Origin of the sequence: Undibacterium sp. Di26W, assembly GCF_049340265.1 — a bacterium.
GTDB lineage: Bacteria > Pseudomonadota > Gammaproteobacteria > Burkholderiales > Burkholderiaceae_D > Undibacterium.
The window spans coordinates 87,854-106,432 of record NZ_JBMPOR010000006.1; the positions used below are offsets into that span (position 1 = coordinate 87,854).

The window sequence follows — 18,579 nt, forward strand, 5'->3', positions numbered from 1 at the left end:
AGTCATAATTCCTGAAGAGGTGCATGCTAGCTAGACCAGAACCAAGTCAAGGCAGTGATCGAGATGCTGTCGAGATGCTGTCGAGATGTATATAAATGAATTCGACTCAAGCAGATGCATCACTCGCCAGGGCCTGTACCAGGGCTGCTTTGAGGGCATTGGCAGCAAGCGGTTTGTGCAATAAGAGGGCGGCATGCCCCTGGGCTTCGCGCAGGCGTTCTGGATGGGTGTCGCCAGTGACGATGATGGCTGGCAAGACCAGTTTTTTGTCTGGCGTATTGTGGCTGATAGCCTGGCGTACGGCACGGATGATGTCACCGCCGGTGACGCCGCCGCGCAGGCGATAGTCGGTGAGCAAGACATCAGGCAGCTTTTCTGCGGTTCTTGTCAGAGCGGCTTGCATGTCCTCCGCCAGGCTGACCTGGCAACCCCAGCTTTGCAATACGGCATGCAGGCCGGCTCTGACGGCTTCATCATCGTCTACCACCAGCACGGCAATGCCTTGCAAGAGCAAGCAGTCTGGCTCGGTATCGGCATCGATGCAGGTCTGATCATCCGGGCTGGCATGACGTTCCATCTTGCGCATGCCTTGCAGCGGCAGCACCAGCGAAAACACTGAGCCCTTGCCGGGCCGGGAGGCGACTTCTATGCTGGCTCCCAGATTGCGGGCCAGGCCCTCGGCTATGGCAAGCCCCATGCCCAGACCCTTGCGGTGATCCCTTTCCACATTCCCCAATTGATGAAACTCTCGAAAGATTTCTTCATGCTTATCCGCTGCTATACCTATGCCCGTGTCCCACACTTGCAGCAGGACATGCTGTTGCCTGCGGCGTGCAGCGACCAGTACGCCACCGCTGTGCGTGTAACGCAAGGCATTGCTGACCAGGTTGCGCATGACCAGTGCGATCAGTTGCGGATCGCTTTCTATCCAGATGTCGCTGGACCGACTGCGGTAGAGCAGGTTTTTCTTGTAGGCTTGCGGGCCAAATTCTTCACCCAGTTTATCCAGTATGCTCATCAAGTCCATCCGTCTTTGCTGGGGATTCAGGACACCCGCTTCTATGCGTGAAAAATCAAGCAGGGTTTGCAGCATTTCACTGGCGGCAAGATTGGCTGCACTGGCATGCTGCACCATGGTGGCCTGCCTGGTATTGAGGCCAGAGCTTGCCAGCGCATCAAGGAACAGACTCAATGCATATACCGGCTGGCGCAGGTCATGACTGGCCGCTGCCAAAAATCGGGTCTTGGCCATATTGGCCGATATGGCCAACGCTGTCTTTTCTTCCAGTTGCTGCACCAGCAAGGTATTTTGCAAACCCAGGCGGATGGAAGCAATGATGGTTTTATGGTGGTTGCGAGCAAATACCAGTTGGCTCATCAATAAAATCAGCATGCCAAAACCTATCCCCCAGTAATAGGGCCCGCCCCCGCGCAGCCAATACAGACTGATCTGGGTCAGGAAGGGCGGGGTGATCCAAAGCCAGTACAAAGGCAGTGATGCCGACAGGATAGGTACAGAAGCTGCCGCCAGGCCGCCAAAAATGGTCAGCATGAACATCGAAAAAGCAAAATTTTGCGGATCAAAAAACAGCACAGGCACAGCTACCCACAGCAAACTGAAACCGCAGACAGAGAGCGCGTAAATGCGTTCCAGTACCCGATAACCGGCAGCAGCATAGCGGCGTCGCACCAGCAGGAAAAGCAGCGAGTAAGCCGAGCCAGTCGCCGCCCATTGCCATGCCAGGCTTTGCTGCGAGGGCAGCATCAGGCTGATGGTCAGGCTCATCAGCATCATGGTGACCCAGTTGCAGCCCATGAGCCAGTTGATGCTGGGGGCAGCATGGGCATGCAAGGCCTTTCTCACACTGCCTGGTGGCAGCCTTGGCGTGGCGCTGATGGCGGTGCTCATGAGCGGCCGCTTACTTCAACAGGCCCAGATCGCGTGCCCGCCGTATGGCTTGCAAGCGATTGACCACACCCAGGCCGTTGAGGAGGGCTGTCACGTGATTCTTGACGGTTTTTTCTGCCAGGCCCAATTGCAGGGCGATATCGCGGTTTGTCATTCCTTTTTCCAGCATCAGCAGTACGTCGAGTTGCCTTGCCGTTAGCTGGCTTAATGCTGCTGATGTGTCTGCGCCAACCTGGCGGGCGCTAGCCGGTGCACCGCCAGTCAGTGCCAGCTTGATGGCATTGATCACCTCGGACGAAGTCCTGCTTTTTGGCACGAAAGCTGCTGCACCCAGCGTCATCACACGCTGTATGGTGGCATCGGATTCATCGGCTGATACCACGACCACGGGGGCGCGGCCACTGCGTTGCGACAGGGCGCGAATCAGGCTGCCACCGTCGGCATCGGGCAGGCCACAGTCGAGCAGGACCACGTCCAGCGGTGCATGGTATTCGGCCTGTTCCAGTGCTTCGGTAGCCGTGCCCGCCATGAAGATACTGGCACCGCCAGGCAGGGCCGAGACCAGCATGGCCAGACCTGCGCGCACCAGGGCATGGTCATCAACGATCAGGATTTTGTAAGGCATGGCAGGCTTTCATGAAGACCTACAAAGTGCTCTGGCGCACAGGCAACAAATGCATGCTTTTCATTCCGGGCCAGTTCAGTTTTCATCATAAGGCAAGGACTCCTTGCGCCACCTAAAGCAGGACTTTGGTCCCGGTCACATGGCAAGGGAAGGCGCCGGTTCTACTATTCACCCTGCGTCATCAAGTGCTCACGCCGTTTTTTCGGTCCGGCTTTGGGCAAGATGCTCTGACGCATTATAGGCGATTCTATATCTGGCTATTTCAAGAAAATTCCTTAATGGGGGCACATTATGAGTACACAAACACACAGCACTTTTACACAGCAAGATTGCCAGTTGCAACTGCAATCCTCGCTGGAGCCATTGCTGGACGCAGGCTTTATATCCCACGATTGCTATGCAAAAGTCTATGCCGAGCTTGATCAGTTTTATGCACTACTGCGCGCAGAAGATACCGATGATGACGAATACTGGAAAGAATTCCAGCGACAGTTTGATTTCGTCGATGAAAGCTTCGGCCCTGTCAAGGTGCCGATGAATGCCGCCAATCTTTGCCCTGAGCCACGTCACCTGTTGATTGCTGCCAGTAATCTGAGGTTTGAACTCAACCGCAATGTCGCGCAACAGACCCGGATGCGCGGTGGCCTGCGTGCCCGGCAGTTTGAACAGACCCGTAAAGCACTGGCTGATAGCCTTGGTATCAAGGATGCCAAAAACCTTGCCATCGTTCGCAATGCCAGTGAAGCCAACAATGCCATTAATGGCGGCTACCGTAATTGGAACAAGCTGGGTAATGACAGCGCAATAGACAATATCGTCTTGTGGGACCAGAATCATCCAACCAATCTTGCTGCTTGGCAATTGCGTGGCGGCAGAATAGTAAAGGAACCCACTCACGCTTCAGGCGGGGACGGGCATGTGTTTAATATCCACATGGTCAGCTTGCCTGACAAGATAGCGCCAGAGCAGGTGGCGGAGCATTTCATCAAGCATATTAATGCACGTACCCGCTTCGTTTCTTTCTCTGAAACATCCAATGGCAACGGGATGCGTATCCCTGAAGTGGCGATACAGCGTATCTGGAACCATGTACAGAACAATACAGCGCTGCACAACTGCCATATACACATAGATGGCACCATGGCTTTTGGCGCACGCCAACTCGACTTTTCCAAACCCTTCTGTCATAGCTTCGTATCCAGCTGTCATAAATGGTTTCTGGGGCCGAAAGAAACCGGCATCCTGTATGTGGATCCGACCAAGGCAAAAAATTTTGAACCCAATATCTTTGCCTATGACTACAAGATAGACATACTGAAATGGAACGAGTTGCCTCACACTGCTGAGCGCTTTGAACTGCTGGGCCAGCGCGATGACGTCAACATCATCACCTTGTACTGGACAGAATTAATGTGGAAGAACATAGGATACCCACGCGCATACAGACGGGTAAAACAGCTGGCGGATGCACTGATGACTGGCCTGAAAGAAAAGAAATGGAAAGTCACTACCCCGGATAACTCTGACATGAGCCTGGGTGTGGTGTGGGTTGAGGTGCCGCCAGGGCGGCAAATCAAAAAACTCAGCGACGAGCTTTACGAGCAAGGTATTGCGGCTTCATTTTCTCCATCAACAGATCGTCATAGTGAAACCAGAGTCAGGCTGTGCCCACATATTTACAACACCATGGGGGACATCCAGACTGCTATCAATATCATGACTAAATGGCGTGGCCCTGTTGCTTGATCATGCGCATAATCAGGGTTGGGTTCCAGCGGTAAAAAACGCGCTTAGGTATGGCTCACTATGGCTCACTTATGGCTCGCTTGATGAAGGCGAGCCATATCCGAATATCGAGAAAATTGAACGTCTGTTAATCGAGGACAGTCCCCAAAGGATATGACAGATCAAGCTTTCTTATGCGCCGACTTATCCACTTTTCTCTGCAAGACAAAAATAGGCTGCGCCCATTCGGTATCCTTTTTCTTCTTGCTGGTGATCAGCGTCAGTTCAGACGGGTCGTAGACGTCGGTATTGTGTGTCAGCGGTGTGGTCATCAGGTACTGGGCATCTGTATTTTTCAGGAACTCACCGACCAGTTGAATATTGCGTATATCCAGATGGGCGAAGGGTTCATCGATGAAGACAAAGCCACCAGAGCCATCGTCAGATTTCAGCAAGCCTATCAGCAAGATCAGTGACTTCATGACTTGCTGGCCACCGGATGCTTCACCATCATTCATGCCTATCGGGCCTTTGCCATCAAACTTGAAGCGCACGTGCAAGCCAGCCTGGGCCAGTTGTATGTCGTCATTCTCCAGCTTGACTGGATCGGTGTGCACTTCTATGCCTGCCAGCTCACCCAGTTGCTTGATGTTCTTGCTGTACGACTTGATCGTGAAGCGCAGCCTGTCCATATACGCAGCACGGGCATTCACCGTGGCTTCTATGGCCCGGTTATTCTGGTAGCGACGTTCATCGGTTTCTGCCTGGCGGCCTTGCAGCAGGGCATTCAGGCGGGTGTACTGATCGACCACGGTGGAATCAGTTTCCCAGTCATCACGCCCCAGGTTATTCGTCAGGCTGCGTATGCGCAGTTCGATCTGGTGGACATTTTCATGCTCGGCCACCAGTTCCTTGCGGTGCGAGGCACGCTTCCAGTTGTGCGGCAGGGTATGCCAGGTATCGCGCATGGCGCGCAGCGTTTCAAACTGGGCTTTGCGCTCATCGGCATGGCGTTTTTCTGATGCACGTAGCTGGGCTTCAGCATCGGCAATTGCGGCTTTGGCCTGCTCCCATTTCAGATGGGCTACGGAACGTTGTTCGGTGGCGGCTTTCAGCAAAGGCGCGATTTCACCCAGACGGCCACCGACTTCCATACGCTGTTGTTTCAGTGGCTGGGTATTGCGGCTGGCTTCTTCAAATTCGGCATGACGGGCACTCAGTTCCTTGGCAGCATCGACACCTGCCAGACGCGCTTTGTAGGCGCTGATTTCACCTGCCAGTTTGCTGATTTGCATGGTCAGCACATCTTCCTGTGATTGCAGGCGAGGCAATGATTTCAGCAAGGCTTCCAGGCGCTGGGTGCGGCCAGCATTACCAAAGCGATAGCGCGATACTTCGACAAATAGGGAACGGCCACCACGACGCTCGAAATGATAGGCGTCAGGTGTAATCCATTCCTGGTTCTTCGACAACTTCATACCCAGCTCAATCGAGCCTACCGTATCGATGCGCTGCAATTGCTCGATCAGCCAGCCCGGTGCCTGGCCAGTGAAGTTGACGACAGACAGCAGGCTCTGGTCTTTGACCACGGGCGCGCTGATGCGGTCTGGCACGATGAAGTGGCTGTAGCGCTGCTTTTCACCGATGCGGTAAGCGGCTGCTGCATCAGTCGCCTTGTCCAGCAGGATGACTGAAGTATAGCCACGCAACACGCCTTCTACCGCCGCCTGCCATTTGGGGTCAGTGACTTCGACGATCTCTGGCAACATGCAATGCGGGATATTTGCATCTGTCAGCGCACGGCGCATCTGGCGCACGTTTTCCGGGTCTGGCAGGGCAGACTTGCCTTGCAGGGCAGCGATGGTTTCCATCTCACCGGCAATACGCTGGGTCAGCGCATCACGTTCCAGTTTTTGGCGTGACAGCTCGGCTTCTTTTTTCTCCAGATCGTCGGCGATATTGGCGACATCGGCGTCAGCTTCAGCGGCCAGTTTTTGCAAACGGGCTTTTTGTTCCAGCAGGCTTTCTTGTGGCTTGAGTTTGCTGTTGATCTGCTGCAGTTTTTCACGCAGTGATGATTCTTCGGTTTCCAGTGCGGCTTCAGCCTGCTTGGCATCTGTGACTTGCTGCGCCTGTTGCGCCAGATGCTGGCGACGATCAGACAGCGCATGATCTTGCGTTTTCAGGAAGCGTTTGCTGGCGCGCAGAGCCTGGCTGGTGCTGCCTGCCTGTTCCAGTGCTTCATGGTATTGCAGGGTCGGCAGTATTTCTTCCTGCAAATCGCGTTTTTCCTTGTTCAGGCTTTCGTACTGGTGATAATTGGCAACGCGCAGCCGCAAGCCTTCCAGATTGGTTTTTGCACCTTCGAGTTCGGTTTCAAAACGCTGCAATTCGGTTTCGGTATCACGCTGATGGCGTTTCGCGTCATCGTAGGCGTCCAGCACTTCCTTGTCGCCAAACACCTGGAACACCAGGTCCAGCAACTGGCGTGGCGCGTATTCACACAGCTTGTCGGTTTCGCCCTGTTCCAGTGCCAGCACCTTGCCCATGGCATTCGATAAACCGGCATGTGACAGGCGCTTGCGATAGCTTTCCACACCCAGCCAGTCATTGGCTTCCTGCACTTCTTCTATCTCGGTTTTGCCGCTGCGCATCAGGTATTGCCGCTTCCAGTCGCCGCCGTTTTTTTCTATCTTGCAAAACAGCGTGACTTCATCTTCATACAGGCCAGACATGCGGAAAGGCCGGTTGGAAATCTGCGGCCCGACGGCACTGTTATCGACCACTGCACGTATCCATGCCGTTTGCTGGCCAGAGTGGCGGGCATAATGTTTATACGAACGCCCCATCGAACATTCCAGGCCAAACAGGGTGCGCAAGGCATCCAGCAGCGTGGTTTTACCCGAGCCATTTTGCCCGGCGATGGTGATGATCTTGGCATCCAGCGGGATGTTCTTGATGCGTTGCCAATAATCCCAATGCACAAGTTCCAGCGATTTGATATGAAACATGGTTCTTATTCTTTTCCGGTATGGGTGTTGAGATCAGCATTGCTGTCTGCAATGGTATCGGCTGTGGCGTCATCTTTGGCATCAGCTTCTGCATCAGTGGCAGTTTCTACTGCATCGGCTTCGCTTGCTGCGACAGCGTGTATGGCTTCTGCAGGTTCGATGATGGCCGGTGTACGCGGTGCCGGGATCTGGAAGATGTCCGACAGCGCGCCATTGATGATGCGGTCTTTCAGGGTATCAGTATCCATCAGCAAATCCAGCAGCGGGCCTTCCAGAATCAGGTCTGCCTTGCGTTCGATAAAACCGACACGTGCCAACTGACCCAGGTTCATGTCCATACGGGTTTTCTTGCCCAGCTTTTCACCAAAGTCAGCCAGCAGGGCGCGGTAAGAAATACCTATCGAGGTATCTTCTGCGCGCGGCATCGGTTTATCTTTACCGAACATATCATTCTGGTTTTCTTCAGCCAGTTGATGGGCTTCCTGGCGTTCACGCTTGGGCAGGATAATCAGCGACCACAACACCACCAGCAAGGCCACACCGTCACGTGCCAGGCCAAAATTATTGTTTTGCCAGGTTTCCTTGGTACCGAATACTTTGGATTCACTATCGCGTGTCAGCGCCAGGGTGACATAGTCGGCATACACGTTATCGACAAACTTCATGCCACAGGCTTTCAGGCGGGTGTCGATTTCTGTGCGGAATATTTCATCTGACAGCGCGCGTTTGACCAGTTTGTCTTCGCGGCGCAGGGTCTGGTGCGCCAGCAAACGGGCGATCAGGATTTGTGCATCTTCGGTCATGGTGTTTCTCTCGTTGGTGCTGAGGTGGCAGAAGGCAATGGCTGTTCCGGGGCAGTAGCCACTTTTACCCTGGCAGGCGGTGTGCTGGCCGCAAGCGGTATGGCGCTCAGGCTGGCGATGGAAATCGCAGCTACATGGTCATCATGTACCTTTTGCATTTTGTCTTTGGAATTGAACACCAGCGGCAGGCGGGCCAGGATAGCCGTGGCACCCTGCAAGGAAGATTCATTGGCATCCCCCAGCAACGGCAGCATGGAGGCGCGATAAGAAGCAATCGCAAAGCTGGATGGCAGCAAGATATCCTGCAAGGCTATCGGCTTGTCGCTGGCATCGGCTGCAGTCAGCAAGGCCAGCCAGTGATCCAGTTCATGCAGGGCATCGCTATCTTCATTGGCGACCGATGGTGCATTTTCACCAGCAGGCAAGGCACCCACCAAGGCCGATACGCGGTGGCTAAGCAATTCACTTTCTGCCACGTCTATCATTTCTGATGGGGTAATAAACATCGGCGTCACCGGTTTTGCCAGAGCATCGTCGGCCAGCGCTGCCAAGTCTTCTTTTTGCAAGAGCCAGGTCTTGATATCTGTCGTCGACAGGCCAGACTGCCCCAGATGCACGCGCTGGCGTTCGATCTGGTTCAGGGCCCGCGAAAACATGCCCTGCATGTTCAGCAGCGCACTCTGGGCGCGTCCTATCGCCTGTGCCGCTTTGTGGGTGGCAGAATCGGCCCGGCTGTCATTGGTGATGGCATGAATGATCTGCGAGCCTTTTTCTACCCAGTCGCAGGCGGTATGCCATTTTTGCTGGGCCGTGCGCAACTGGAATTCCGAACCCGAGGCAATCGCATCTGAAAATTCTTCCGTCAGCTCTATCAGCCTTCCCAGCAGATGATGCAACTGCTCTACCGACACGCCACCCACCGCCTGTGCACCGGCGACCTGGGTCAGCATGTAACTCATTTCGGCCTGGTCATTATGCTCTTCGATATGCAGCAGCGATTCCAGCGCCGCCAGCACATTCCTGGCGGTCGGGGTGATGCGATACACAGACTGGCTGGCATCCCAGATCAGCAAACCGGTGGTGCGCAGGCGCGACAGCACAGTCTCCAGCGCATCCGGTTCCAGATAGGCCAGTTTGGTATTGATATCAGCACGGCTGAGCGACGGTGTTTCCACGTCGGCGGTCAGTTCACGCAAGACCAGCAGGCGCAACAATACACCGTTGAACCCGCCATGAAACAGCGCCGTGAATGCCTGCAATACAGGCTGGGCACGTCTCAGGGGGAATACAGCGGAAACGTCGTCAGGAGTGATGCCAGTTTTGAAATACGTCTGCAGAGCGAGGTCTTCCCCGGTCTGGACGTGAGCGTCGTCACTAAAATTTTGCATGCGGCATTTTAACCGCTTGCAGCTTACTTGAGTATTGTCAGGATTTTAATTTTTGACGTCTGCAACAGTCGGGCAGTATCAGAAAATAAACTTGTCGGCGTGGCGCAGCAGATCGGGCGCTGATAGTAACTGTATGCTTGATGTGAGAAAGATAAGTATCCCTGTCATGAAATTCAACATGACAGCGAAAATACCTAGATAAAACAGTTCAGTGCAGACGTTTGTTATCGTAGCGAAATTCCACGATTTGCTGATGCAAAGCTTCGCGGTCATCCGGTTTGGCGTGCAATAGCCTGGTAACGGCCTTTCTTTGCACCCGGAAGTAACGACGGCGATTCTGCCGCATGTCCAGGGTGCGCCAGCCTTTTTCGGTCAGCCAGTCCCATTGCTCATAGTCGATGGAAACGATCAATTGCATTTTCAGGCGTTCGAGCACGATGGTGCTGCCAAACGGAGGTTTGGGTCCAGGAGGTGTCACGGCACGCTGGTTGCGTACCCTGAAAATATTTCTGAGACCGTTTTTTATGACGTCGATTAGCATGGCGTTTTAATTCAATAACAGAAAATTGATCAATACTGCGCAAGCAGCAAACTTTGTACTGAACTCGTACTTCATGAATATGCGCTTTTTCAAGAGAAAATACGAGGAATTTTTGCCGAAAAGCAAGAAAATAGGGTTCAATATTCTATGCGTATATTAAATTTAACCCTATAAAGGGTGGTGTAATTTTTTGTAAGTTGGCGGTATTGAGGTTACATTTCCGGCACTGATGGTTCCGCGCCACAGACCAGACTGGCTTCAGGCCGCATTGGGTGCCAGAAAACTTCCCAGCGCCTCTATCGCGGCTTGTACTTTTTGGGGTTGCAGGCCACGTTTGAGGGTGACGGCATAAATCCCGGCGAGCGGCAGTGTCCAGTCTGTCAGTACCGTAATCAAGCTGCCTTCGCGCAAAGCTTTGTCGATTGCATGGCTGGGCAAGCGCGCCAGACCAAAGCCGCTGATCGCCATTTCTGACGACAATCGCACGCTGTCTGTCATGGCGGCAGCAGGCAGACTGATTTTGACCGTATCGTCCGCGGCATTTTTCAAGCTCAAGGTGCAGGGGTCATTCAGTCTTGTCATGGCAATGATGCGATGCTTCAGTAAATCATCTGGTGTCTGCGGAGTACCCAGTTTTTGCAGATAGGACGGGGCTGCCACCAGTACCTCGTGCAAGTCTGCCAGCTTGCGAGCCACCAGTGAAGAATCCCGCATCCAGCCCGAACGTATCGATAAATCGATTTGCTGTGCCGCCATGTCCACGATATTGTCGGCTACCTGTATATCCAGCAAAAGCTTGGGATGTTTCAGCGTCAAGGGCGCCAGCGCCGGCAGCAAAATATGGTCGGCAACATCTGACGCCGCAGAAATGCGCAGCCTGCCAGCAATTTCGCCAGAGCTTTCTGCGATCAGGCTTTGTGCGGCTTCGGCAGACGCCAGCATATCGGTGCAGCGGCTATAAAAATCCTGGCCCAACTCTGTCAGAGACAGGCGGCGGGTGGTCCGGTGCAGCAGGCGCACGCCCAATTCGTCTTCCAGTTGTGAAACTGCGGTACTGAGGACCGAGGTGGCAATATCCATTGCCCTGGCAGCGGCCGAAAAAGAGCCGTGCCGCACAACCTGGGCAAACAGGGCCATGCGACGTAGTTGATCAAAATGCATTGTACGAAGAATTCACGATGATTGTTCTGTTTTTCAGAAAAATGATTTTTATCATACGCGCTTTTTCTGGTATCTGGTAATGTATACAATAGCAACATCATTTAAATTAAGAGGACACCGGCATGGGAGCCAGATTACATATCGTGTTTGATCCACTGTGTGGCTGGTGTTATGCCGCCAGCCCCTTACTGCGACAATCGCAAACACATTTTGGCGAGCGCCTGCCCATGGTGCTTCACCCAGGTTTGCTGTTTCCTGAAATCAATATCATCCCTGCGGCATATCGCGAACATATTATTTCTGCCGACCAACATATCGCCAAGCTGTCTGGTGTGCTGTTTGGTTCTGCTTACCTGAACAAGGTAAAAACCATTGCTTCACTTAGTTATTATTCCGTACCGGCAGCTACTGCCGTAAGCGGTGTGGCTGCCCTGGCTGCTGTCGGTGAAATCGCGGCGGATGCAGGGCTTGGCATGCTGGAAAAAATTCAACATGCCCATTATGTGGATGCCGCCGATGTCAGCGACCTGTGGTTGCTGAGTCAACTGGCAGCCGGGCTGGAGGTTACGGCAGAGATGTTCAAGGATTGCTATGCCAAGGCGCAGGCAGATCTGCCCGGGCAGACCAGGCTTGCCCATCAATTGTTGCGCCAGGTGGGCGCGCAGGGTTTCCCTACATTCATACTGGAAGCCAACGGACAATTCCGCCGGCTCGATCACAGTGTCGCCTACCAGGACAGCGGACTTTTTATCACGCAGATAGAACAGGCGCTTGCCTGACCGTATCAACGCGGGCCAAAGTGCAGACCAAAAAGCCAGGGTGACGGCGGCAGACTTCCTGTAAGAACCTGTTTACGATCTGTAGCGAGCGTGCGTCAGCGGGAGTAAGGGTAACAAAAAACGCAGCGCAAAAAGCGGAATGTACTTAAGACCATGAGCATTTTGAGCAGCACATGAGCCCCGATCACGCCCGCGCAGTAAGATCGCAAACAGGTTCTAAGTGTAAGAAAATGATGTTCATGACGACTAATCAGTCTTGACAGGGAGAACGTAATGAATGCGACATCAACTGAATTTGCCACATTGGGCGGCGGCTGTTTCTGGTGTACCGAGGCGGTATTCCAGCAAATCCGTGGCGTATCGAAAGTGGAATCCGGCTACGCTGGTGGCAGCGTGCACCAGCCCAGCTATGAACAGATCTGCACCGGCAGGACCGGTCACGCCGAAGTCGTGCGTCTGACTTTTGACCCGGCTGTCGTCAGTTACCATGATTTGTTGCAAATATTCTTTACCATTCATGACCCGACGACGCTGAATCGTCAGGGCAATGATGCCGGTACCCAGTATCGCTCAGTCATTTTCTTCCATGATGAACAGCAACAGGCAATGGCTAAACAGGTTGTGGCAGACATGACCAAGGTCTGGGACGACCCCATCGTGACAGAAATCAGCCCGGCACCGGTGTTTTACCTGGCAGAAGCGTATCACCAGAATTATTTTCGCCAGAACCCGCAACAAGGCTATTGCTCATTCGTGGTGGCCCCCAAGGTGGCAAAGGCCAGGAAACTGTTTGCCAGCAAGCTGATCGCCTGAACATCGCCATGCTGACGCCGACGATATTTGAAAGACTGATGTTGGGCGACTTACCCTGCGCCATTGTGTATGAAGATGAACTGGTGTTTGCCTTCATGGATGCAGGGCAAGTCAACCCCGGGCATGTGCTGGTCGCCACGCGCCAGCCCTACCAGACACTGATGGATGCCGACCACTGACAGCAACAGCAGATCGCTGAAACCATCACCATACATGCCCGGCATGGGTTTGCCTGACTACATGAGTATTCATGTGCGTATTGCTGCAAGCAGCTTAAAAAATTGTCATACTGGTTTGTTTATTTGATATGATTCTCACAGTCTGTGCATAGGTGCTGAATACCTGTAGCTGAATAGCGGTCTTAGAACGTGTTTATGATCTTACTGGGCGAGCGTCAGCGGGGTAAGGGTAACAAAAGCGCAGCGCAAAAAGCGGAATGTACTTAAGTACATGAGCATTTTGAGCAGCGCATGAGCCCCGATCACGCTCGCCCAGTAAGATCGTAAACAGGTTCTGAGGACGCAATTCACGCTGCCTTTCGTCCCTGCATGGCTCACCCATGCCAATGCCAATAACAGGGAGAAAAAAATGGCGCTTCGTGACGTGAATCCGGCAACCGTCGATCTGGTCAAGCAATTTGAAGGCATACCAGACGGCAATCCTGCCACCAGCAATATCGACCCCTATCTGGACCCCGTCAGTATCTGGACCATAGGCTGGGGCCATGCCATTACCTATCAGGGCCGTTTCCTGAAGGGGCAGGCAGACAGCCTGCAAGTAAAGGCCTTGTATCCGAACGGCATTACCCTGGCTCAGGCAACCAGTTTGTTGCAGGCTGATCTGATGAATGCCGGTCGTGATGTGCTGTCGGTGGTGACGGTTCCCCTGAACGATAATGAATACGGGGCATTGACCAGTTTTACCTTTAATCTGGGCATAGGCAATTTGCGCAGCTCCACGCTCCTGAAAAAACTCAATGCCAATGATAGGGCAGGGGCTGCTGACCAGTTTGGTCGCTGGACCATGGCTGACGGCAAACCCTTACCGGGATTGGTCAAGCGCCGCGCGGCAGAACGCGCTTTGTTTGTATTGCCAGTAGCAAACTGAAGGAGAACAAGATGCCGCTGATGTTTAAAAAAATACTGCTTGGTATGCTGCTCTTGGGTATTGGTCTGGCACAGGCAAGTGATGTCATCAAACCGGGTGGACCGATAGACATCAACTTGAGTGTTGATGTCGACATCCCTGCCCCTGGCGTGTGTGCGTCACTGGCAACGGATCAGTTTGATCTGGTTGAATTGCGTATCAATGGCGTACTCAGTCAACGGAAATTGAAAGACTGTGATCCTGACCCTGTCATGAACAAGCTGGTCTTTCATTTGCCACAATCTGATATTGACAATTCTGCGTTGGAGCGTGAGTCGTTGATGGGCTCCCCTTGGCAAGAGCTGCGGCACAACTACCACCGTGACCTGCCGTTTAACGTCAGCTTCAAAAATGGTGGGGGCACGAGCATATTGGTGAGTGGTATCCTGCGTTTTCAAATTTTGAAACCGGGTTATGTCGTGTTTGGTTTCGGGTTTATCGCTGTAGTTGGGTACGCATTATTCCGTCTCGGAAGAGATTCGGGTTTGCTGCGTGATAGTTCGACCTCAGCGATCAATGAACGCACTTTCAGCCTTGCACGGGTACAAATGGCCTGGTGGTTTTTCATTGTGCTGGTGTCGTATATCTGGCTGTGGATAGTCGCTGAAGGCATTCCCACCGTTTCACCCCAGGCCCTGGGCCTGCTTGGTATAGGCAGCGCTACTTACCTGACAGCTGCGGGCGTGGATGCCAGCAAACAGAACCAGTTTGGCGAAAGCAAGGGCTTCTTTAAAGATATCCTCAGTGATTCCCAGGGCCTTACCTTGCATCGTTTTCAAATGCTGGTTTTCAATGTGCTGATCGGTGTGTTGTTCCTGGTCTACGTAATACAGCATTTCAGCATGCCTGTATTTGATGGCAATATCCTGACACTGCTGGGTATGAGCGCCGGTACTTATGCAGGCTTCAAAATTCCTGAGCAACAGAGTAAGGACGCGCCAGAGGATCCCAAGGCTGCGTATGGTGTAGAGACGTAAGGTCTGCAAAAATATACATCAGATGTCAAATCAGATGTCAAAACGGGGAATCGCAGATTCCCCGTTTTTGTTATTGCCAGCAATTCCCCGCTATCCGCTATCAACTATCAGCGCAGCTTGTTTCTTAATGCATCCATCATCTTGGGTATGCTGTCCTTGCTCATGCTGTCAACGATCCAGCCCAGCCCCATGGGAACTGGCCCCGGATCGGTAAACACCTGATATTTGACGATGGTTTTATTCGGGTTGCCAGCCAGCGTACTCAAATCCCAATACCCGGCGGTATCTGCAATGGTTTCTTCCTGTTTCAAGCCTTCCCATGGCTGCAGTTTCCAGCTTAGATAGCAAGTGCCGGGGCCAGCCTTGGGGATCATTTTCAGGCGGTATTTCTTCACTTTGCCCAGCGGCAGGTTCAGTGTGAAATCCACCAGCGCAGATTCATCCGGCTGGCGTGCTGCTTTGGCTCTGGTGGTATTCGGCATGAAGCTGGGGTAGTCTTCATATGCCTGCAGGGTTGCACACACCTTGCTGACAGGCGCATTGAGTATGGTGCCGGCGACAAAGGTTTTGCCATTGCTGTCTGGCTTGCTTTGGTCCAGCATTTGCACTTCGGTGTCGTTGAATTTGCTGACATCCAATTGTGCTGCCCCAGCCTGAGCATTTGCCAGCAGGCTGATGATGAATAGTTGTCTTGTGAATTTCGTGGCGAATGTCTTGGCTAATATCATGGCTGAACCACACCTTGTCGAATTTTTTCTATATCCACTTTACGCAGATATTCGGGAATGTTTTTCCACAGGCTGTGGTAGCCATAACCACCCTTGGTCAATTCTTCCAGTGCCTGATCCTTGCTCCAGCCCTGGTTCAGGATGCGGTACATGGCCGTCACCAATCCGGTGCGGTCGGCACCATGCAGACAGTGTAAAAGTACCGGGCCTTGTTGCTCGGCTGCCTGCAATGCGCGCAGGGCGGCAATCACATTCTTGTCGTTGATGTCCCAGGTATTGATACCTATGCGTTGTAGTTTGATGCCGGAATTTTTCAGTATCTGATCATCAGAATGGAAGGAACGCAGACTGACCACCGTCTTGATGCCCAACGACTGCAACAGCACCAGGTCTTGGCTTTGTAATTGGGCGCTACGATAAAACGTCGGTGTCACGCGAAACAGATTCTGCGTGCTGGCTACCGGGCTGGCCCATTCAGCTGGGCGGGCTTCTTCGGCGGTGACTGTGGATGGCAGCAGCGGCAGGCTGATGCTGAGTGCCGCCATGCATGCCAGCAGTGGCGACAGCGGTTTTTCCGGTGGCTTAGAGTTGTACTTGCGCATGGGTCTTGTAAGAAAAACGGTAGAGAAAAAATCCGGCGATCAGGCCTACCCAGTAATCCACCGGGAAGCCCATTAACCAGTGGACATGCCACTTTACTTCCTCAGGCGTAAAGCGGGCAAATCCGTAGGCCGGATTCAGGATGAACCACATGAAATCTTCGACTATCCAGAAAGTAATGATACTGGCAATGGCGCGACATTCGAGCTTGGCCGTCCATTGCTGTATCATCACAAACGGAAAATGGAAGAACAGGGCGATGAAGGGAAACACCCAGGCGTGGTAACCCGTCATGGCGCGTCCACCCCAAAAAATATCCAGCAGCCAGTGTTTTTCTATGCGCCAGGTCGGCAGGTTGGCAGCCCAGCCTGCGCTACCTTCTATCTGTATTTCTACCTGGGCAAAAAACACCGCCAGCAAAGAAGCATAGGCGAATGCCAGCAAAAAAGATTTAATTGAAGATTTCATCATCCAACCTTGGCTTATGAAGGCTGGCCGAGAATCCGCTGCAAGACCTGGCTGGCGGCATGGGGTTTGCCCAGTGCCATGGCCTTGTCATGCATATCCCTGAGCTTATCCGGATGCTGCAACAGATAATTGACCCGGTAAGTCAGGCTGACATCATCATAAGCCTTCATTGCCACGCCCTGTTCCAGCAAGAAATCGGCATTGCGTTCTTCCTGTCCGGGTATCGGTGAATTCACGATCATGGGCAAGCCCATGGCCAGGCATTCTGAAGTGGTCAAGCCTCCTGGTTTGGTAATCACCAGATCAGAGCAGGCCATAAGGCGCTCTACCTTGTCTGTAAAACCCTGGGGTAAAAGACGACCGGGGTAGCGCTGCGCCAGTTGTTGCAAGGCTTGCAGTGCAGGCGCGTTATTACCGGCCAGTACGATCAGTTGGAAGTTATCCGGCAACGACAACAGGCGCTCAGCCACCTTGTCCAGCCCGCCCAGGCCGGCACCGCCACCCATCAGCATGAAGGTCTGGCATGCCGGGTCCAGGCCAAATTCCTGGGCGCAGGCAGTCCGGTCAAGTTGCTGGGTAAAGGCGGGCATGATGGGGATGCCGGTCACATGAATGTGTTCGGCGGCGATGCCATTCGCCCGCATGCGGTCAGCGACTTCTTCGCTGGCGGCAAAATAGCCGGCCATGTGTTCATGTACCCACATGCGGTGCAAATCAAAATCGGTGACCTGTACCCACACCGGACAATGCAGTCTTTCCTTGCGCAACAGGCGCGACAGCATTTCTGCCGGCAAAAAATGCGTGCAGATGATCACATCTGGCTGGAAATCGGCAATCGCCTGCAACAGTGGCCGTGCATTCAGGCGCTCTATGCCACGCCTGAGTTTTTCCATGGTGCCGTCGGCCTGTGCTTCATTCGACGCATGGTACAGATAGCCCCACAAGGTCGGGGCCTTGTTGACCAGTTTGATATAAAAATCGGTATACACTTTACGAAAACCGGCTGTCACAAAATCCATCACATCAAGGTGACTGACTTCCAGTTCATCTGACTGCTGCAACGCAGTTGCCCGTATTGCTTCAGCGGCCCGCTTGTGACCGGCACCAGCGGAAACGCTTAATAACAAGATCTTTTTCTTCTGCATGGACATCGGCGTTATGGTGAAAAAACACCGAGAATACCATGCTCCGCAAGACACCCGACAAAATCGGGGCCCTGCAGACAAACATCGTTATGGCTGCAGGCGCACAATGCGCCAGTTATCGTTGGTAGTGCTGGTATTGCGGGTATCGCGGGTGTACACGATGCGATCATGCAGGCGCGAGCTGCGGCCTTGCCAGAATTCGATTTTTTCCGGCAGCAGACGGTAGCCCCCCCAATGCGCCGGTCTTGGCGGCGCATCCCCGAACTGGCTTACCACGGCAGCCAGTTGTTGTTCCAGTATTTCCCGGCTGGCAATCGGCTGGCTTTGTTGTGACGCATGCGCGCCCTGCTGGCTACCCAACGGGCGGCTGAAGAAATAGGCATCGTTTTCTGCATCCGTCAGTTTTTCTATGCGGCCCTCTATGCGCACCTGTCTTTCCAGTGCAGACCAGAAAAACAGCAAGGCCGCATAAGGGTTCTGTGCCATGTCCTGGCCCTTGGCACTCTCGTAATTGGTGAACCATGAAAAACCGCGCTGATCAAATTCCTTGATCAGTACAATCCGTGAACTGGGGCGACCATCTGCATTTACTGTAGACAAAGTCATGGCATTCGGTTCGGCGACATCGGCTTTTAAAGCCTGGTCGAACCAGTTGGCAAACTGGGTAAAGGGGTCGGCGCTCACATCCGACTCGGACAGGCTGGCCTGGCGATAGTCGGTGCGTATATCGGCGATGGACATGTTTTTCCTTGATCAATGA

Annotated in this window: 18 protein-coding genes; 6 read left to right on the forward strand and 12 right to left on the reverse strand. The window is 53.3% G+C overall.

Annotated elements, in window-relative coordinates:
- Positions 1–106: 106 nt before the first annotated feature.
- The gene (locus ACO0LM_RS09600; protein WP_423036501.1) at positions 107–1,909 is read right to left on the reverse strand and encodes a hybrid sensor histidine kinase/response regulator; all 1,803 of its coding nucleotides are present in this window, start codon (positions 1,907–1,909) and stop codon (positions 107–109) included.
- Positions 1,910–1,919: 10 nt separating this feature from the next.
- Positions 1,920–2,534, reverse strand: a complete 615-nt coding sequence (locus tag ACO0LM_RS09605) for a response regulator (protein ID WP_423036503.1) — start codon at positions 2,532–2,534, stop codon at positions 1,920–1,922.
- 291 nt (positions 2,535–2,825) lie between these two features.
- Between ACO0LM_RS09605 and ACO0LM_RS09610 the strand changes: the two genes are divergently transcribed.
- Complete coding sequence (locus tag ACO0LM_RS09610) at positions 2,826–4,280, forward strand: aminotransferase class V-fold PLP-dependent enzyme (protein ID WP_423036505.1); 1,455 nt, start codon at positions 2,826–2,828, stop codon at positions 4,278–4,280.
- Between the two features lie 161 nt (positions 4,281–4,441).
- Here ACO0LM_RS09610 and ACO0LM_RS09615 read toward each other — a convergent pair whose 3' ends face one another.
- From ACO0LM_RS09615 to ACO0LM_RS09635, 5 genes are all read right to left on the reverse strand, one after another.
- A complete protein-coding gene (locus tag ACO0LM_RS09615) occupies positions 4,442–7,270 on the reverse strand; it encodes an ATP-binding protein (protein WP_423036507.1) in 2,829 nt (942 codons plus the stop codon).
- 5 nt (positions 7,271–7,275) lie between these two features.
- Positions 7,276–8,073 carry a hypothetical protein gene (locus tag ACO0LM_RS09620; RefSeq protein ID WP_423036509.1) on the reverse strand — a complete coding sequence of 266 codons (798 nt, stop codon included), beginning with the start codon at positions 8,071–8,073 and terminating at the stop codon, positions 7,276–7,278.
- The gene (locus ACO0LM_RS09625) at positions 8,070–9,461 is read right to left on the reverse strand and encodes a hypothetical protein (RefSeq protein WP_423036511.1); all 1,392 of its coding nucleotides are present in this window, start codon (positions 9,459–9,461) and stop codon (positions 8,070–8,072) included. The genes ACO0LM_RS09620 and ACO0LM_RS09625 overlap by 4 nt, the downstream gene beginning before the upstream one ends.
- 208 nt (positions 9,462–9,669) lie before the next feature.
- Positions 9,670–10,002, reverse strand: coding sequence for a hypothetical protein (locus tag ACO0LM_RS09630; RefSeq protein WP_422985297.1), 333 nt, complete (start codon positions 10,000–10,002; stop codon positions 9,670–9,672).
- A gap of 258 nt (positions 10,003–10,260) precedes the next feature.
- Entirely contained in the window at positions 10,261–11,163 is a 903-nt protein-coding gene (locus ACO0LM_RS09635; protein WP_423036513.1) for a LysR family transcriptional regulator, read from the reverse strand.
- A gap of 122 nt (positions 11,164–11,285) precedes the next feature.
- Here ACO0LM_RS09635 and ACO0LM_RS09640 point away from each other — a divergent pair, with 122 nt between their 5' ends.
- The 5 genes from ACO0LM_RS09640 to ACO0LM_RS09660 all read left to right on the forward strand — a co-directional run bounded on the left by ACO0LM_RS09640 (position 11,286) and on the right by ACO0LM_RS09660 (position 14,878).
- The gene (locus tag ACO0LM_RS09640) at positions 11,286–11,942 is read left to right on the forward strand and encodes a DsbA family protein (protein ID WP_423036515.1); all 657 of its coding nucleotides are present in this window, start codon (positions 11,286–11,288) and stop codon (positions 11,940–11,942) included.
- A gap of 273 nt (positions 11,943–12,215) precedes the next feature.
- Positions 12,216–12,755 (forward strand): peptide-methionine (S)-S-oxide reductase MsrA, encoded by a 540-nt coding sequence (msrA, locus tag ACO0LM_RS09645; RefSeq protein WP_423036517.1) that lies wholly within the window; start codon positions 12,216–12,218, stop codon positions 12,753–12,755.
- Positions 12,756–12,763: 8 nt separating this feature from the next.
- Positions 12,764–12,934, forward strand: a complete 171-nt coding sequence (locus ACO0LM_RS09650; RefSeq protein ID WP_423036519.1) for an HIT family protein — start codon at positions 12,764–12,766, stop codon at positions 12,932–12,934.
- 409 nt (positions 12,935–13,343) lie between these two features.
- Positions 13,344–13,862 (forward strand): lysozyme, encoded by a 519-nt coding sequence (locus ACO0LM_RS09655; RefSeq protein ID WP_423036524.1) that lies wholly within the window; start codon positions 13,344–13,346, stop codon positions 13,860–13,862.
- Between the two features lie 20 nt (positions 13,863–13,882).
- Positions 13,883–14,878: a hypothetical protein gene (locus ACO0LM_RS09660; protein WP_423036526.1), complete on the forward strand. Its 996-nt coding sequence runs from the start codon at positions 13,883–13,885 to the stop codon at positions 14,876–14,878.
- 107 nt (positions 14,879–14,985) lie between these two features.
- On the opposite strand, the gene ACO0LM_RS09665 is transcribed toward ACO0LM_RS09660, so the two are convergent.
- The 5 genes from ACO0LM_RS09665 to pdxH form a co-directional block, all read right to left on the reverse strand.
- The gene (locus ACO0LM_RS09665; protein ID WP_423036528.1) at positions 14,986–15,606 is read right to left on the reverse strand and encodes a hypothetical protein; all 621 of its coding nucleotides are present in this window, start codon (positions 15,604–15,606) and stop codon (positions 14,986–14,988) included.
- Positions 15,603–16,208, reverse strand: a complete 606-nt coding sequence (locus ACO0LM_RS09670; protein WP_423036530.1) for a dual specificity protein phosphatase family protein — start codon at positions 16,206–16,208, stop codon at positions 15,603–15,605. Before ACO0LM_RS09670 ends, ACO0LM_RS09665 begins: the two co-directional genes overlap by 4 nt.
- Entirely contained in the window at positions 16,189–16,677 is a 489-nt protein-coding gene (locus ACO0LM_RS09675; RefSeq protein WP_423036531.1) for a hypothetical protein, read from the reverse strand. Before ACO0LM_RS09675 ends, ACO0LM_RS09670 begins: the two co-directional genes overlap by 20 nt.
- An 11-nt stretch (positions 16,678–16,688) precedes the next feature.
- Positions 16,689–17,825: an MGDG synthase family glycosyltransferase gene (locus ACO0LM_RS09680; RefSeq protein WP_423036533.1), complete on the reverse strand. Its 1,137-nt coding sequence runs from the start codon at positions 17,823–17,825 to the stop codon at positions 16,689–16,691.
- Positions 17,826–17,906: 81 nt separating this feature from the next.
- Positions 17,907–18,560: a pyridoxamine 5'-phosphate oxidase gene (gene pdxH, locus ACO0LM_RS09685; RefSeq protein ID WP_423036535.1), complete on the reverse strand. Its 654-nt coding sequence runs from the start codon at positions 18,558–18,560 to the stop codon at positions 17,907–17,909.
- Positions 18,561–18,579 lie beyond the last annotated feature (19 nt).

What these genes read in the sequence shown, in the direction of transcription:
- ACO0LM_RS09615 (WP_423036507.1), bottom strand. Translation starts at nt 7,270, where the DNA reads ATGTTTCATATCAAATCGCTGGAACTTGTGCATTGGGATTATTGGCAA.
- ACO0LM_RS09660 (WP_423036526.1), top strand. Translation starts at nt 13,883, where the DNA reads ATGTTTAAAAAAATACTGCTTGGTATGCTGCTCTTGGGTATTGGTCTG.
- ACO0LM_RS09630 (WP_422985297.1), bottom strand. Translation starts at nt 10,002, where the DNA reads ATGCTAATCGACGTCATAAAAAACGGTCTCAGAAATATTTTCAGGGTA.
- ACO0LM_RS09650 (WP_423036519.1), top strand. Translation starts at nt 12,764, where the DNA reads ATGCTGACGCCGACGATATTTGAAAGACTGATGTTGGGCGACTTACCC.
- ACO0LM_RS09625 (WP_423036511.1), bottom strand. Translation starts at nt 9,461, where the DNA reads ATGCAAAATTTTAGTGACGACGCTCACGTCCAGACCGGGGAAGACCTC.
- ACO0LM_RS09640 (WP_423036515.1), top strand. Translation starts at nt 11,286, where the DNA reads ATGGGAGCCAGATTACATATCGTGTTTGATCCACTGTGTGGCTGGTGT.
- ACO0LM_RS09675 (WP_423036531.1), bottom strand. Translation starts at nt 16,677, where the DNA reads ATGATGAAATCTTCAATTAAATCTTTTTTGCTGGCATTCGCCTATGCT.
- ACO0LM_RS09670 (WP_423036530.1), bottom strand. Translation starts at nt 16,208, where the DNA reads ATGCGCAAGTACAACTCTAAGCCACCGGAAAAACCGCTGTCGCCACTG.
- ACO0LM_RS09665 (WP_423036528.1), bottom strand. Translation starts at nt 15,606, where the DNA reads ATGATATTAGCCAAGACATTCGCCACGAAATTCACAAGACAACTATTC.
- ACO0LM_RS09655 (WP_423036524.1), top strand. Translation starts at nt 13,344, where the DNA reads ATGGCGCTTCGTGACGTGAATCCGGCAACCGTCGATCTGGTCAAGCAA.
- pdxH (WP_423036535.1), bottom strand. Translation starts at nt 18,560, where the DNA reads ATGTCCATCGCCGATATACGCACCGACTATCGCCAGGCCAGCCTGTCC.
- ACO0LM_RS09605 (WP_423036503.1), bottom strand. Translation starts at nt 2,534, where the DNA reads ATGCCTTACAAAATCCTGATCGTTGATGACCATGCCCTGGTGCGCGCA.
- ACO0LM_RS09610 (WP_423036505.1), top strand. Translation starts at nt 2,826, where the DNA reads ATGAGTACACAAACACACAGCACTTTTACACAGCAAGATTGCCAGTTG.
- ACO0LM_RS09635 (WP_423036513.1), bottom strand. Translation starts at nt 11,163, where the DNA reads ATGCATTTTGATCAACTACGTCGCATGGCCCTGTTTGCCCAGGTTGTG.
- ACO0LM_RS09600 (WP_423036501.1), bottom strand. Translation starts at nt 1,909, where the DNA reads ATGAGCACCGCCATCAGCGCCACGCCAAGGCTGCCACCAGGCAGTGTG.
- ACO0LM_RS09620 (WP_423036509.1), bottom strand. Translation starts at nt 8,073, where the DNA reads ATGACCGAAGATGCACAAATCCTGATCGCCCGTTTGCTGGCGCACCAG.
- ACO0LM_RS09680 (WP_423036533.1), bottom strand. Translation starts at nt 17,825, where the DNA reads ATGTCCATGCAGAAGAAAAAGATCTTGTTATTAAGCGTTTCCGCTGGT.
- msrA (WP_423036517.1), top strand. Translation starts at nt 12,216, where the DNA reads ATGAATGCGACATCAACTGAATTTGCCACATTGGGCGGCGGCTGTTTC.